The organism is Streptomyces sp. NPDC045998, assembly GCF_056430285.1.
Genome location: NZ_JBWKLJ010000002.1, coordinates 686,171 through 700,507, shown reverse-complemented (window position 1 = coordinate 700,507; position 14,337 = coordinate 686,171). Strand labels below are relative to the sequence as shown.

Sequence of the window (14,337 nt, the reverse complement as noted above, 5' to 3'; positions counted from 1 at the left end):
AACCGGTTAAGTTTAGTGGGCTGTTCTGTATCGGCGGAACGCCCGTTGCCCTGGCGGGCGGTGTGCGGGCCGGTTCACGCTCCGACGGTGGCACGGAAGACCGTGCCGCTCCCCGCCACCCGGACCTCCTCGACGGCGGGGACGTAGAGCGAGCGCCCGGGCCCGATCCGCAGGGAGGTGTCGGCCGAGACCGCCTGTGCCTCGCCTTCGGTGCACAGCAGGATCTGCGGGGCTCCGGCCGGCAGGGGGCGCGGCGGCTCGCCCGTACGGAGCCGGAGCCGCGACAGCCGGAAGTCGTCGACGGGGGCCGGGTAGACCTGCTCGCCCGCCTCGTCCCGGGGGGCGAGGACGCGGGTGGGCCTCGCCGTGAAGCGGACGACCTTCGCCAGTTCGCCCGCGTCGACGTGTTTGGAGGTCAGCCCGCACCGCAGGACGTTGTCGGAGCTCGCCATGATCTCCACACCAAGGCCGGAGAGGTAGGCGTGCGGGATGCCGGCACCGAGGAACAACGCTTCCCCCGGCGCAAGCGTGATGTGGCGCAGCATCAGCGCGGGCAGTAGCCCTGGGTCGCCCGGGCGGGCCCGCGCGATCCGCGCGTAGGCGAGGAGGTCGGCCGGGTACGGGCCGCCCGGTTCGGCGGCGGCCTGCGCCGCGACGGCCTCGGCGACGTCGTCGACAAGGCCCGTCGGCGGGTGGAGGAAGGTGGTGAAGACCTGCGCGAGGGCCGCCTCCTCGGGGAGGGCGCGCAGCGCCTCGGCGTGGGCGCGCAGCCCGGGCACCCGCAGGGTGTCCAGCAGCTCGGCGCACCGGCGGGGTTCCCGGAAGCCGCACAGCCCGTCGAACGGGGTGAGCGCGACGATCATCTCGGGCTTGTGGTGGGCGTCCCGGTAGGTGCGGTGTGGAGCGTCCAGGGGGACACCGAGGGCGTTCTCGCGCGCGAAGCCGGCCTCGGCCTGGGCGAGGTCGGGGTGGACCTGGACGGAGAGAGGGGCGTCGGCGGCCAGCAGCTTGAGGAGGAACGGCAGCCGGGGCCCGAACCGGCGCAGGGTCTCGGCACCGAGCTCCGCCGCCGGGTCCGAGGCGATGACCCCGTCCAGGGGCAGCGGCCCCTGGCCGCGGTCGACCCGGGAGGGCGCGGCGGGATGGGCTCCCATCCACAGCTCGGCCTGGGGCTCACCGGTGGGCGCTGTCCCCATGAGGCGCGGCAGCGCGGTGGTGGAGCCCCAGTCATAGGACTGGACGGTGTTGGTGAGGAGTTCCACGAGTTCTTCCTGAGTGCGTCGCTGGGTCGGAACCGGGATGCCGGGGGCTTGCCGCTCAGCTCACGGGCCGGCCGGTGTGGTGGCGCCGGAGCCCGCCTTCGACAGGCCGGCCGCCGAGGCACCCGCGGCGGCGGCCCCGATCAGCCCCGCGTCGAGCGCGAGCCCGGCGGGCACCACCGGTACGTCACGGGTGAAGTCGAGGACCGCGTACGAGGCCAAGTGGCGCCGCAGCGGGCCGAAGAGCACCTCTCCGGACTGCGCGACGCCGCCGCCGACGACCACGAGGTCGAGTTCGACCAGAGCCGTCGTCGCCGCGATGGCCGCGGCCAGAGCCCGCCCGGCGCGGTCGAACGCGTCGAGCGCGCGCGGATCGCCCGCACGGGCGGAGGCCTCGACCTCCTTGGCCGTCGTGGGAGCGCCGGGCGGCGGGGTCCAGCCGGACTCCAGCGCGTGGGCGGCGATCGCCGGGCCACTGGCGAAGCGCTCCACGCAACCACGCGCCCCGCACGGGCAGGCGGGGCCGTTCTGCTCGACGGTGATGTGGCCGATGTGCCCGGCGTTACCGGACCTGCCCGCGTGGAGGGTTCCGCCCAGGACCAGCCCGCCGCCCACGCCGGTGGAGACCACCATGCACAGCGCGTTGTCCACGCCCTGGGCGGCGCCCAGCCAGTGCTCGGCCGCGGTCATCGCCACCGCGTCGCCCACGAGTACGGGCCGGATCCCGGCCGGTACCGACGGGTGCGCCCGCACCCGGTCCACGAGGGGGAAGGAGCGCCAGGCGGGGATGTTGACCGGGCTGACCGTACCCGCCACCGTGTCGACGGGGCCCGCGCTGCCGATGCCCAGGCAGGTGAGAGCGGCCCACTCCGGGTGGACGGACAGCTCGCCGAGAACCCCGGAGACGGCCGCCATGAGCTCCTCCGCGGAGCCCTGCGCCGGGGTGGCCGACTGGGACCGGACCAGGAGGTGCCCGTCGGTGTCGACCAGAGCTCCGGCGATCTTCGTGCCCCCGATGTCGAGCGCTCCGTACACCATCGCGTGCAGCCTTTCCGTAGCAGCGAACTGGGATGCGCCGGTCACTCTGCCTGCATGATGACAACGTTGTCTAGTTAACGGGTTCAGTTCACTCCCGGTTTAGTAAAACCCTCCCTGACAGGGGGTCATCACCTGGACGGCACGGCCGATGCGCTTCGGGCTCGTACACGCCGACTTCCCCACCGGGACGCGCACCCCCAAGGCCTCCTACCGCTGGTACACGTCGGTGATCACCGCTTCGCTCGCGGCGCGTGGGAAGGTCTCAGGATGACGCGTCGGCGAGTCGGCGGCCGACCCTCGCCGCGGTCTCCCTGAGCCAGATGTGGGCGGCGTCGTGGGTGTGGACGGGGTGCCACCACAGGGCTTCTCGCAGCGGGACGGCTTCATAGGGCGGTTCGAAGACGCGTACGGCCGCGATGGGCGAGAGCAGGCGCGCGAGACGGGCTTGGACGAGGGCGATGCGGCGGGTGCCGGCCACGAGGGCGGGAAGCGCGTGGAAGCTGTCGACGGAGACCTCGACGCGGGGCTCGATGCCGAGCATGCCCAGCTGGCGCACGGCGGGGGCGTCGTAGGTCCGCTGGTAGGTGACCCAGGGCAGGCGGGCGAGGTCCTGCCGGGTGAGACGGTCCTCGACGTCGGGGTGGTCCTCGGCGACGACGAAGACCCAGCCGTCCTCGTAGAGGTCGGTGGCGGGGAAGCCGCTGATGACGCCGTGGGGCATCAGGAGGCCGTCGGTGGCGCTGAGCAGGCTCGCGGTGTCGTCGACGACGGTGACCGGGGTACGGGTGAAGCGCAGACGGATGCCGGGGGCCTCCTCGTGGACGGCGCGGGCGAGCGCGACTCCGAAGACGGAGACGGCGTAGTCGGAGGCGAGGATGCTGAACTCGCGGGTCTCCGTGGCCGGGTCGAAGGCGGCCTGACTGGTGAAGAGCCGCTCCAGGACGTCGTACGCGGTGGCCGTTCGGTCCAGGAGGACCTGGCCGAGCGCGGTGAGCTCGTACTGGCTCCCGACGCGGGAGAGGAGTTCGTCACCGAAGTGACGGCGCAGGCGGGCCAGGGCGGCGCTCATGGCGGGCTGGCTCAGGCCCACACGCTGCCCGGCCCGGGTCACGTTGCGTTCTTCGAGCAGGGCCCGGAGGGCGACGACGAGGTTGAGGTCGAGGCGGGCCAGATTCACGAGGCGGGACCCCTTCCGGAACGACACTGCCTGCGGCTATCCACCAGAGCGATGGTACAGATCCACGGAATCGATTTCCCTGATTGCTTGAGGCGGTCCAGATTGGTCCCATCGCAGTCAGGAGGACACGTCGGTGAAACCCCCATCCGCCTCTGATCTCTTCGCCGGGCCCTTCGCCCTCGGCACTCTCTCCGCGGACGACCACCCCGCTTTCCCCGCCCTCGTCGACGGCGAGGGGCGGGTACTGGACCTTCGATCGGCCTTGGCCGACCCGGCGTTGACGATGCGGACCCTGCTGGAGCAGTGGCCGACGGTGCTCCCGCGCCTCCGCGCACTCGCCGTCGAGCCGGGACGTGTACGACGCCCCGTGTCGGAGTTCCGCGTCCTCGCGCCGGTCGAACCGCGGCAGGTCTTCCAGTCGGGTGCCAACTACCGTCGGCACGTCATCGATCTGCATATCGCACACCGTGCGCCCGACGACGAGCGGTCCGAGGAGGAGCGGCGGGCCGAGGCCGCCGAGATCATGGATCGGCGGGCCGCCGAGGACCTCCCGTACCTCTTCATCGGCCTCCCCACCTCGATCACGGGCCCGTACGACGACGTGACGCTTCCGGCCTGGGCGGCGAAGCCGGACTGGGAGCTGGAACTGGCGGCGGTGATCGGCCGGCCCGCGTACCGGGTTTCACCCGGGGAAGCGCTGGAGTACGTCGCGGGCTACACCATCGCCAACGACCTGACCGACCGGGCGACGGTGTTCCGGCGGGACATGCCGCAGATCGGCACGGACTGGCTGCGCAGCAAGAACGCGCCGGGGTTCACCCCGCTGGGCCCGTGGATCGTGCCGGCCGAGTCCGTCGGCGACACCGGCGACCTGCGGCTGACCCTGAAGCTCAACGGCGAGGTCATGCAGGACGAGTCCACCAGGGACATGATCTTCGGCGTGGCCCGCATGGTCGCGTACGCCTCGCAGACGGCGCGGCTCCTGCCCGGTGACCTCGTGCTCACCGGCTCGCCGGCGGGCAACGGCATGCACTGGGGCAGGCTGCTGCGCGACGGCGACGTCATGGAGTCCTCCATCACGGGCCTGGGCGCGCAGCGCACCCGATGTGTCGCGGAGGGGATGTGAACCGCACCGACCCCGAGGGCGCCATCGCCCGGGCCGCCAAGGAGTGCTCCAACTGGGGCCGTTGGGGTGCGGACGACCGTCTCGGCACCGTGAACTTCCTCGACGACGCCAAGCGCCGCGAAGGCGCCGCGCTCGTCCGGCGGGGCGTCAGCTTCTCGCTCTCCCAGCGCTTCGACATCGACGGCCCCCAGAAGGGCTGGCGGCGCCGGACCAACCCCGTCCACACCATGCTGGACACCGGCACGGACGCGGCCCTGGGCAACCAGGGGCTCCCCCACGGCATCGGCGGCGCCGACGACGTGATCGCGATGCCGCTGCAGTGCTCCACCCAGTGGGACGGGCTGGGCCACATCTTCGACCACGGCAAGGCCTGGAACGGCCGGCCCGCCGAGCAGGTCGTCACCTCCGACGGCGACCAGGTCACCGGCATCGAGCACCTGGCCCCGCACATCGCGGGACGCGCCGTGCTGCTCGACGTCGGCCGCACCGCGGGCGAGAACGGCGAGCTGCCCGACGGGTTCGCCATCACCGAGGAGCACCTGAGGGCCGCCGCCGAGGCCCACGGCGTCACCGTCGGCCGCGGCGACATCGTCCTCGTACGGACCGGGCAGCTCGCCCGGGTCCGCAGGGACGGATGGGGCGACTACGCGGGCGGCGCCGCCCCCGGTCTGTCCTTCACCACGGCGTCCTGGCTGCACGGCAGTGAGATCGCCGCGCTCGCGACCGACACCTGGGGCTTCGAGGTGCGGCCCAACGAGTTCGACCACGCCTTCCAGCCCCTGCACCAGGTCGCCATCCCGCACATCGGTCTGCTCATCGGCGAGATGTGGGACTTCGAGGCCCTCGCCGAGGACTGCGCGGCCGACGGCGTGTACGCGTTCTGGCTCACCGCGGCCCCCCTGCCCATCACCGGCGCCGTCGGGTCCCCCGTCAACCCCGTCGCCGTCAAGTAACCCCGGGGCCCACCCCGCCCGAGGAACGAGGGAGTTCCCCATGAGCAGCACACCCCGCAGAGTCCTGGTCGTCGGCGGCGGAGCGGCCGGCAACGCCGCCGCGATCCTGCTGCGCCGCGGCGGGATCGACGTCGACCTCGTCGAGGTGAAGGACGACTGGAACGCCACCGCGGGATCCGGCATCACCCTCCAGGGCAACGCGCTGCGCGTCCTGCGCGAACTCGGCGTCTGGGAAGAGGTGAGAGCGTCCGGCTTCCCCTTCGGGTCGGTCGGCATCACCGCTCCCGACGGCACCGTCCTGCACGTCCAGCGCGACCTGCGCACCGGCGGCGACGACCTGCCCGCCACCGTCGGCATGCAGCGCCCCCGGCTCCAGCGGATCCTCATCGACGCCGTCCGCGCCAGTGGCGCGACCGTCCGTCTGGGCACCACCGCCGCGATCGTGGACCAGGACGCCACCGGTGTCTCGGTCCGCTTCAGCGACGGCGGCGAGCACCGCTACGGTGTCGTGATCGCCGCCGACGGCCTCGGCTCCGCCACCCGCGCGCAGATCGGGATCACCGACAGGCCCGAACCGACCGGCATGGCCATCTGGCGCGTCGCCGCCCCGCGCCCCGTCGGCGTCGAGCACACCGACCTCACCTACGGCGGCCCGGCGTTCATCGCCGGCTACTGCCCCACCAGCGCCACCACGCTGTACGCGTACGTCGTCGAGGGGAACCGCGACCGTTCCTCCATACCGCCCGAGTCCTACGCCCAGGAGATGGTCCGCCTCACCTCCGCCTACGGCGGCGCGTGGCCGGAGATCACCGCGACGATCACCGACCCCTCGAAGGTCAACTACGCCTGGTTCGACCGGCTGCTCGTCGAAGGCTCCTGGCACCGCGGGCGGGTCGTGCTCGTCGGAGACGCCGCGCACTGCTGCCCGCCCACCCTGGCGCAGGGCGCGGCGCTGTCCCTGGAGGACGCCTGGGTCCTCGCCCGGATGCTCACCGCCTCCGGCACCTGGGACGAGGAGCTGCTCCAGGCCTACCACGACCGCCGGATCGCCCGGGTCCGCCCGGTCGTGGAGGCCTCCGTCCGCCTGGGCCGGTGGCTGCTGGACGGAGTCCGCGACGCCGATGTGCCCGGCCTCATGGCCCGCACCATGACCATGCTCCGGGAGCTGCCGTGACCGCGCCCACCGTGGACGTCCACGCCCATGTCCTGCTGCCGGAGATCGACGCGCTCGTCGCGGGTCTGCCCGGGAACGCCGAGGCCGCGGCGCTCGACGCCCGCCGCAACGGCTCCGCCGCGCTCGCGGTCAGCGGCCCCATGGTCCGCGACCGGATCCCGGCCCTGACGGATCCCGCCGTCCGGCTCGCCCGGATGGACGCCCAGGGCGTCGACGTACAGCTCGTGAGCCCCTCGCCGTCGCACTACCACTCCTGGGCGGACGCGCCCACGGCCGAGAAGGTCTGGCGGCTGGCCCACGAGGCCACGGCCGCGCACTGCGCCGCGGCGCCGGACCGGCTTCGCGGCCTGGGGCTCGCTCCCCTGCAGCACCCCGGCCTCCTCGTACCGGCCCTGGACCACGCCCTGGAGCACGGGCTCGTCGGAGTGGAGATCTCCAGCCACGCGCCCGGCCGGGAGCTGTCGGACCCGGCCTACGAGCCGCTGTGGGCGCGCGCCGAGGAGACGGAGGCGGTCGTGTTCCTGCACCCGTTCGGCTGCACGCTCGACGAGCGGCTCGACCGGTGGTACCTGTCCAACACCGTGGGGCAGCCCACCGAGAACGCGGTCGCGCTGTCGCACCTGATCTTCTCCGGCGTCCTCGACCGGCACCCCGGGCTGAAGATCGTCGCGGCCCACGGCGGCGGCTACCTGCCCACCCACATCGGGCGCAGCGACCACGCCTGGCGGTCCCGGACCGATGCGTCCGCCGGCTGCGCCCGGCTGCCCAGCAGCTATCTGCGGCGCCTGTACTTCGACTCGCTCGTGCACGACCCGCGGGTGCTGCGGGCCCTGGTGGAGGCGGTGGGAGCGGACCGGGTGCTGCTCGGTTCGGACTTCCCCTTCGACATGGGGTCCGACGACCCGGTCGGCGCGCTCCGCGCGGCGGACCTGCCCGAGGCCGACTTCCACGCCGTCCGCGGCGCCAACGCCACCGCCCTGCTCACCCTCTCCCCCGCCCGAGGAGGCACCCCGTGACGAACAACCGGTTGCTCACCCACCTGCGCCACGTCGACCTGGCCGTGCCCGACTACGACAAGCAGCTCGACTTCTACGCCGGTGTCTGGGGGCTCACCAAGGTCGCCGAGGACTCCGGCATCGCCTTCCTCGCCGCCGAGGGCAGCCCGGAGCAGTACGTCGTCCGGCTCCGCAAGGCCGGGGAGAAGCGCCTCGACCTCGTCGCGTACGGCGCGGCGACCCCGGCCGACGTGGACACGCTGGCCGAGCAGCTCCTGGCCGGCGGCGTCCGGCTGATCTCGCGGCCCGGAGCCGTCGACACCCCCGGCGGCGGCTACGGCTTCCGCTTCTTCGACGTCGACGGCCGCACCGTCGAGGTCTCCGCCGACGTCGGGGTCCGCACGCACCGGAAGATCGAGGAGAAGGAGGCGATCCCGGTCAAGCTCTCGCACGTCGTCCTCAACTCCCCCGATCTGGGGCGCACTCGGGCCTGGTACGAGCGTCACCTCGGCTTCCGCCTGTCCGACACGCTCAGCTCGCCCCACGTGGGCGAGGTCATGCACTTCATGCGGATCAGCAGCCGGCACCACTCCATGGCCCTTGCCAAGGGCCCGCACACCTCGCTGCACCACATCTCCTTCGAGATGCGCGGCATCGACGAGTACATGCGCGGCTCGGGCCGGGTCCTGCGGGCCGGCCACACGAAGATCTGGGGCCCGGGCCGGCACATGGCCGGCGACAACACCTTCACCTACTTCCTCGACCCGCACGGCAACACCGTCGAGTACACCACCGAGTTGGAGAACCTCGACGAGGACACCTGGCACCCCCACGTCTACGACTTCTCCCGGCCCGAGGTCACCGACCAGTGGGGCACCGCCAACCCGATGAACGAGCTCGTCGCCAGGGAGTCGTTCAACGACCCCGACCGCGGCTGCTTCGTCGCCCCGCCGGTCTGATCCTCCCGACCGTCCGATCCCCGGGAACGCGGCCGGCGGTGTCCCGCCCTGGCCCACGCCGCCGCGTTCCCGGCCCTGGTCCACGGGGCTCGGTCCGCTGGTCCCGGACCGTCCGGCGAAAACCGGGGGCCTCCTCTCCGTCCCGGGCGGCTCAGTCCCGTGTCCCCCCTCACCTGGGAGCCGCATCATGCGCTTCGCCGCTTTCGTACACCGGCACCGGACCCGTGTCGCCGTCGTCGAGGACGACGGCACGCTGTTCCCCCTGCCCGGAGTCACCTCGCTCACCGGTCTGATCCGTGACACCGACGGCCTGCCCGGCCTCCTCGCCGCCGGCGCCGCGGCTTTGGACGTACCGCCCGGGCCGCACGTCTCCGAGGTCCGGCTGCTCTCCCCGCTCCAGCCGTCCTCCGTCAGGGACTTCGTCACCTTCGAGGAGCACGTCGAGGGCGTGCGCCGCTCCGTGAGCGGCGAATCCGGGGTACCCGCCCGGTGGTACGAGGCGCCGACCTTTTACTTCACCAACCCCCACGCCGTCTTCGGCCCCCACGACGACGTCCCCGTACCTCCCGGATCGTCCGTGTTCGACTTCGAACTCGAGGTGGCGGCGGTCATCGGCCGGGACGGCCGCGACCTCACACCGGAGCAGGCGCGGGACCACATCGTGGGATACACGATCTTCAACGACTGGTCCGCGCGCGATCTGCAGTCCGCCGAGATGACGGTGGGGCTCGGCCCGTGCAAGGGCAAGGACACCGCCACCACCCTGGGCCCCTATCTGGTGACCGCCGACGAACTGGAGCCCTACCGCGACGGCGACGGGTTCCTGCGGCTGGCCCTGACGGCCGAGGTCAACGGCGAGGAGGTCGGCAGCGACCTCCTGTCCAACATGAGCTGGACGTTCGAGGAGATGGCCGCCTACGCCTCGCGCGGCACCCGGGTCGTCGCCGGCGACGTCCTGGGCTCCGGCACCTGCGGCAACGGCGGCTGCCTGGCCGAGCTGTGGGGCCGGAACGGCGAACGGGTCCCGCCGCCGCTCACGCCGGGAGACACCGTGACCCTCACCGTGGAAGCCCTCGGTTCCCTCGTCACCCGGGTGGTCACCGGCACGGAGCCGGTCGCCCTGCCCAAGGGGCGGCGCCGCCACCGGGAGCGGCCGTGAACGGCGGGTTTTTCACGGGCGGTTGCGGGTCATGACGCTGTCGACGGCCGGCTCCGGTCGCGACGCTGCGGGGTCAGCTCGCGGCGAGTCGTGACTTCTTGACCTTGTTTCCGCAGGTGTTCATGGAGCACCAACGGCGGTTGGCTCCACGGCTGGTGTCGAGGTAGAGCCCCGCGCACCCGGGGCCTTCGCAGTTCTTGATGCGGCTGCGATCAGGGCCCCCGAGGACGTGGATGGCGTCGGTGGCCAGGACGCCGAGGGCGTCACCGACAGGGGTCGTGTCCGTCAGGTGCCATTCCGCGCGTTCGTGTTCCAGCGCGGCCTTCGCGTGTCCCGCGGCAGCGGTCGTGTTGAGGGTGCGGACGTCCTTGGAGTCCGGCTGTTCACCTGCGGCGATCGCCGACCCGATGCGGTAGATCGCCTCGCGCAGTTCGACGGCGTCCTGCAGATCGGTCGTCGACACATCGGTGACGTCGAGCCCTGTGGCCTGCAGCCACATCTTCAGTCGTGCGGGGTCGGTCAGCCGCTCTCTCGGCTTCGCACCGGCTCTGTCGCTGACGGTGGCAGTGAACCGGAACGCCAGGACCTCGTTGTCCATCCGGAACACCCGCCGTACGTCTTCGGTCATGTCCCACCTCCGCAGTGCGACAACACCTCGCCGAACCAGCTTAGACGGTTCGACAGGATGGTAGCCCCGTGACATCCTTGAACCGACTTGGACGGTTCAGCAGAAGGGGCGTGCTCTCCATGGGCAGCATCGCGGTCATCGGTCTGGGAGCGATGGGCAAGCCCATCGCACGCAACCTCTTGAAGGCCGGCCACGACGTCGTGGTGTGGAACCGCTCCGACGGACCTGCGGAGCAACTCGTTGCGGCGGGCGCCCGTCGTGCCGCCTCCGTCTCGGAGGCCATGCAGGCGCCGGTGGTCTTCTCGGTCCTGTCCGACGACCGGGCCGTCACCGAGACGTTCATCGACTCCGGCGTCCTCTCCCGGACTCCGGGCGGGACTGTTCACGTCAACCTCGCCACGGTGAGCGCCGACCTGGCCCGCCGGATCGGCGCAGCGCACGCCGCGTCCGGTGTCGGGTATGTCGCAGCACCGGTCTTCGGCCGCGTTCCGGTCGCCGAAGCGGGGGCGCTCAACATCCTTGCGGCCGGTGACGGCGGGTTGATCGACCGCGTGCAGCCGTTCTTCGACGTGATCGGCTCGCGGACGTGGCGACTCGGTGATCGTCCGGAGCAGGCCAACACCGTGAAGATCCTCGGGAACTACCTGATCGCCTGCGCGATCCAGTCACTGGGCGAGGCCGTCAGCCTGGCGGAAGGCGCCGGTGTCGACTCCGGGCAGTTCGTCGAACTGCTGAGCTCGACGCTCTTCCCGGGCGTCGTATACGCAGGCTACGGGTCGATGATCGCCGAACGGAGCTACCAGCCGGCCGGCTTCACCACGGTCCTGGGCCGCAAGGACCTCAACCTCGCGCTCGATGCGGCGATCGACCACGACATTCCGATGCCGATCGGTCAGCTGCTGCGGGCCGTCTTCGATCAGGCCATCGCCGACGGTCGCGGGGCGGACGACTGGGCGGTCATCGCGGAACAGCAGCCGCGGCGGTAGGGGGTCCCGTTCACCCGTGAGGTCCGCGCCACGCGGAACCGGGCCTGCCGTGCCGAGGCACCTACCGGCAGCGGCGGCCCGTCGGCTCGGGCACGAGCCTTGCGTAGCGCGCCGTAAGCGGGATAGACCTGCGGGTGAGAAATGGAACGTCGGCTTCCGCCGTTGGTCGCCGGGCCTCGCGGCCCGGCGGTGTTCCACCTTCTGCCGCAGGACACCGAAAACATCGGGAGTCGCCCGTGACACTTCCTCCTCCGCGCTTCCATGTCGCGACGAAACTCGCGGTCGACCAGAGCGCCCTGCGACTGTCGGGTGAGATGGATCTGGAGAGCGCACCGGCGATTCGGCACGCCGTACGCAGTTGCCTTCGGATCCGTCCCACGTCCTTGCTGATCGATCTCTCCGGCCTGTCTTTCTGCGACTGCTCCGGCGTCAACGCGTTGCTGTGGGCTCAGCAGGAGTCCCTGCACGCGGGCGCCGCCTTCCTCACGCGGGGTCCGCTCCAGCCGGCCGTCGCCCGTGCGATCGAGGTCGTCGGCTCCAGATGCCTGCTGCCGAGGACGTACGCGGCGACCACCGCGGCACCCGGCCCCCGGCCCCTGTGCGCGCGTGGCTGGACGAGCCTTCCCTAGCCGGGCACCGACGCACCGAGCCCTCCCCTCTGTCCTTCGTGGACATACGGCGAGTGCGGACCGCGTCATGATGGAGGTGTTCGCCGCCCGGTGCAGTCGTGCAGGCTGAATCGATTCTTTCGCCGAGCTGGGGTCTTTCGCCGAGCTGAGAAGGGTGGCCGGTCATGGCAGTGGCAGACGGCTTTGATGCCGGGGCCCACCTGCGAGCAGTCGGCCGCGCAGAGGTGGCCGGAGGTCCGGCCGGAGGCCTCCTGGATGCCCTGGGAGTGGCACCGGTGGTGCTGGATCGGGACGGCCGCATCGTTCTGTGGAGCCCGCAGGCCGAGGCGCTCCTCGGCTACCGCGCGGATGAGGCCCTCGGGCGGTACGCCGCCCGATTGCTGGTCGCCGAGCAGGACCGCGATCAGGTGCTGACCTTGTTCCGCAAGGTGATGCACGGCGGTGAGACATGGGCCGGCGTCTTCCCGGTCGTCCACAGGGACGGCAGTGTCCGCTGGCTCGAATTCCGCAACATGCGGCTGCAGGATGAACACGGAGGCCGGTACGCGCTGGGCCTCGCGGTCGATCAGAGCGTGCTGAGGCAGGTCGAGCAAGACCTGGCGCTATCCGTTCGGTTGATAGATCAGTCCCCGATCGGTCTGGCGGTGATCGACACCGACCTGCGCTATGTGACGGTCAACGAAGCCCTGGTGCACCTCAACGGCCTGTCGGCGGCCCAGCACCTGGGCCGCCCGGTGCGCGAGGTGCTCTCCTTCCTGGACACCGACGCGGTGGAATCCTCGATGCGGCTCGTCCTGGCCACCGGCACGCCTCTGCTTGATCAGTACACCGTCGGCCGCGTACCGGCGGACCCCACCACCGAACGCGCCTGGTCGGTCTCCACCTACCGGCTCGAGGACTCCGCCGGCACCGTGCTGGGCCTGGCCACCTCCGTCGTGGACGTCACCGAGCGGCACCGCGTCGCAGCGGAAGCCGAGCGCGCCCGGCACCGGCTGGCCGTCATCGCCGACGCCTCCGCCCGTATCGGCACCACCCTCGACGTAGAACAGACCGCGCGGGAACTGGCCGAGGTGGCGGTGGGCGAATTCGCCGACCTGGCCGCCGTCGACATTCTCGACACCGCCCTGACCGAGGCCGCCTCCAGCACGGCTACGGAGTCCATGGTCTTCCGGCCCCTCATCGTGCACACCGCCTACCCGACCCCCGCCGCCCTGGCCGCCGACCCGCCCGAGACTCCGGTGCGCTACGGCCCCGACCGGCTGATCAGCCGATGCGTGCGCAGCCGCCGGCCCGTCCTCGTCGCCCACGTCGACGATCGCGACCTGGCGCGCATCGCGCCCGACGAGCAGGCCGCCGCCGTGCTCGCCCGTGCGGGTGCCCACTCCTACCTGGCCGTTCCGCTGATCGCCCGAGGGGAGATTCTGGGCGCCGTCGACTTCCTGCGTGCCCGCAACCCCATGCCCTTCACCGACGACGACCAAGCCCTCGCCCTGGAACTCGCCTCACGGGCCGCCGTCTGCATCGACAACGCCCGCACCTACCAGCAGCAGCGCCACGCCGCCCTCACGCTCCAGCGCAGCTTCCTGCCCCGCATCCCGGCCACCGTGCCGGGGCTGGACATCGCCTGCCGCTACCAGCCCGCCGGATCCGCCGCCGAAATCGGGGGAGACTGGTACGACGTACTCCCCCTGACCAGCGGCGGTACGGCACTGGTCGTCGGTGACGTCATGGGCAGCGGCATCCAGGCAGCCGCCGCCATGGGACGGCTGCGCACCGCCACACAGACCCTCGCCGAGCTCGACCTCGCGCCCGACCAGGTCCTGCAACACCTCGACCGGATCACCGCCACCCTCGAACCGTCCATCGCCACCTGCCTCTACGCCGTGCACGAAGAGGCCCCCTCCCGCCTCCGCATCGCCGTCGCCGGCCACCTCCCCCCGGTCCTGTGCCGCACCGGCCAGGCACCGATCCTGCTGGACCTGCCCACGGGAGCACCGCTCGGTGTCGGTGGCGTGCCCTTCCGCACCACCACCATCCCCGTGGGGCCCGGTGATCGCCTGCTCCTCTACACCGACGGCCTGGTCGAAACCCGGCGCACCGACATCGACGCCCGACTGCACACGCTTCTCGAACTCCTGGCCACCCCGGACGCCGACCTGGAGGCCACCTGCGACCGTCTTCTGGCCCGCCTGCACCACACCGAGGGCCATGACGACGTCGCCCTCCTCCTCGCGCAAGTACAGCCCTGATCTTT

14 protein-coding genes are annotated in these 14,337 nt (G+C 71.9%); 10 read left to right on the top strand and 4 right to left on the bottom strand.

Annotated features, from left to right (window positions below; genetic code table 11):
• Window positions 1–74: 74 nt before the first annotated feature.
• Together manA and AC07FJ_RS08105 are read right to left on the bottom strand one after the other, a co-directional pair.
• Complete coding sequence (manA, locus tag AC07FJ_RS08110; RefSeq protein ID WP_479046562.1) at window positions 75–1,262, bottom strand: mannose-6-phosphate isomerase, class I; 1,188 nt, start codon at window positions 1,260–1,262, stop codon at window positions 75–77.
• Between the two features lie 60 nt (window positions 1,263–1,322).
• Window positions 1,323–2,306 (bottom strand): ROK family protein, encoded by a 984-nt coding sequence (locus AC07FJ_RS08105; RefSeq protein WP_479046946.1) that lies wholly within the window; start codon window positions 2,304–2,306, stop codon window positions 1,323–1,325.
• Window positions 2,307–2,445: 139 nt separating this feature from the next.
• On the opposite strand from AC07FJ_RS08105, the gene AC07FJ_RS08100 reads away from it, so the two are divergent.
• Entirely contained in the window at window positions 2,446–2,568 is a 123-nt protein-coding gene (locus tag AC07FJ_RS08100; protein WP_479046560.1) for a family 1 glycosylhydrolase, read from the top strand.
• On the opposite strand, the gene AC07FJ_RS08095 is transcribed toward AC07FJ_RS08100, so the two are convergent.
• Entirely contained in the window at window positions 2,560–3,474 is a 915-nt protein-coding gene (locus tag AC07FJ_RS08095) for a LysR family transcriptional regulator (protein WP_479046558.1), read from the bottom strand. The two genes, AC07FJ_RS08100 and AC07FJ_RS08095, sit on opposite strands and share 9 nt — an antisense overlap.
• A gap of 133 nt (window positions 3,475–3,607) precedes the next feature.
• On the opposite strand from AC07FJ_RS08095, the gene AC07FJ_RS08090 reads away from it, so the two are divergent.
• The 6 genes from AC07FJ_RS08090 (at window position 3,608) to AC07FJ_RS08065 (ending at window position 9,840) form a co-directional block, all read left to right on the top strand.
• A complete protein-coding gene (locus AC07FJ_RS08090; RefSeq protein ID WP_479046557.1) occupies window positions 3,608–4,600 on the top strand; it encodes a fumarylacetoacetate hydrolase family protein in 993 nt (330 codons plus the stop codon).
• Window positions 4,597–5,553, top strand: a complete 957-nt coding sequence (locus tag AC07FJ_RS08085; RefSeq protein WP_479046555.1) for a cyclase family protein — start codon at window positions 4,597–4,599, stop codon at window positions 5,551–5,553. Before AC07FJ_RS08090 ends, AC07FJ_RS08085 begins: the two co-directional genes overlap by 4 nt.
• Before the next feature lie 40 nt (window positions 5,554–5,593).
• The gene (locus tag AC07FJ_RS08080; RefSeq protein WP_479046552.1) at window positions 5,594–6,727 is read left to right on the top strand and encodes an FAD-dependent oxidoreductase; all 1,134 of its coding nucleotides are present in this window, start codon (window positions 5,594–5,596) and stop codon (window positions 6,725–6,727) included.
• On the top strand, window positions 6,724–7,743 hold the full coding sequence (locus AC07FJ_RS08075) for an amidohydrolase family protein (protein ID WP_479046549.1): 1,020 nt from the start codon (window positions 6,724–6,726) through the stop codon (window positions 7,741–7,743). Before AC07FJ_RS08080 ends, AC07FJ_RS08075 begins: the two co-directional genes overlap by 4 nt.
• Complete coding sequence (locus AC07FJ_RS08070) at window positions 7,740–8,681, top strand: VOC family protein (RefSeq protein WP_479046546.1); 942 nt, start codon at window positions 7,740–7,742, stop codon at window positions 8,679–8,681. The genes AC07FJ_RS08075 and AC07FJ_RS08070 overlap by 4 nt, the downstream gene beginning before the upstream one ends.
• A gap of 187 nt (window positions 8,682–8,868) precedes the next feature.
• On the top strand, window positions 8,869–9,840 hold the full coding sequence (locus tag AC07FJ_RS08065; RefSeq protein WP_479046544.1) for a fumarylacetoacetate hydrolase family protein: 972 nt from the start codon (window positions 8,869–8,871) through the stop codon (window positions 9,838–9,840).
• Between the two features lie 73 nt (window positions 9,841–9,913).
• On the opposite strand, the gene AC07FJ_RS08060 is transcribed toward AC07FJ_RS08065, so the two are convergent.
• Window positions 9,914–10,468, bottom strand: a complete 555-nt coding sequence (locus AC07FJ_RS08060; RefSeq protein WP_479046542.1) for a CGNR zinc finger domain-containing protein — start codon at window positions 10,466–10,468, stop codon at window positions 9,914–9,916.
• A 119-nt stretch (window positions 10,469–10,587) separates the two neighbouring features.
• Here AC07FJ_RS08060 and AC07FJ_RS08055 point away from each other — a divergent pair, with 119 nt between their 5' ends.
• The 3 genes from AC07FJ_RS08055 to AC07FJ_RS08045 all read left to right on the top strand — a co-directional run bounded on the left by AC07FJ_RS08055 (window position 10,588) and on the right by AC07FJ_RS08045 (window position 14,332).
• Window positions 10,588–11,454 carry an NAD(P)-dependent oxidoreductase gene (locus AC07FJ_RS08055; protein ID WP_479046540.1) on the top strand — a complete coding sequence of 289 codons (867 nt, stop codon included), beginning with the start codon at window positions 10,588–10,590 and terminating at the stop codon, window positions 11,452–11,454.
• Window positions 11,455–11,690: 236 nt separating this feature from the next.
• The gene (locus AC07FJ_RS08050; RefSeq protein ID WP_479046538.1) at window positions 11,691–12,083 is read left to right on the top strand and encodes an STAS domain-containing protein; all 393 of its coding nucleotides are present in this window, start codon (window positions 11,691–11,693) and stop codon (window positions 12,081–12,083) included.
• Window positions 12,084–12,247: 164 nt separating this feature from the next.
• Window positions 12,248–14,332 carry a SpoIIE family protein phosphatase gene (locus AC07FJ_RS08045; RefSeq protein WP_479046535.1) on the top strand — a complete coding sequence of 695 codons (2,085 nt, stop codon included), beginning with the start codon at window positions 12,248–12,250 and terminating at the stop codon, window positions 14,330–14,332.
• The last annotated feature ends 5 nt before the right edge of the window (window positions 14,333–14,337 follow it).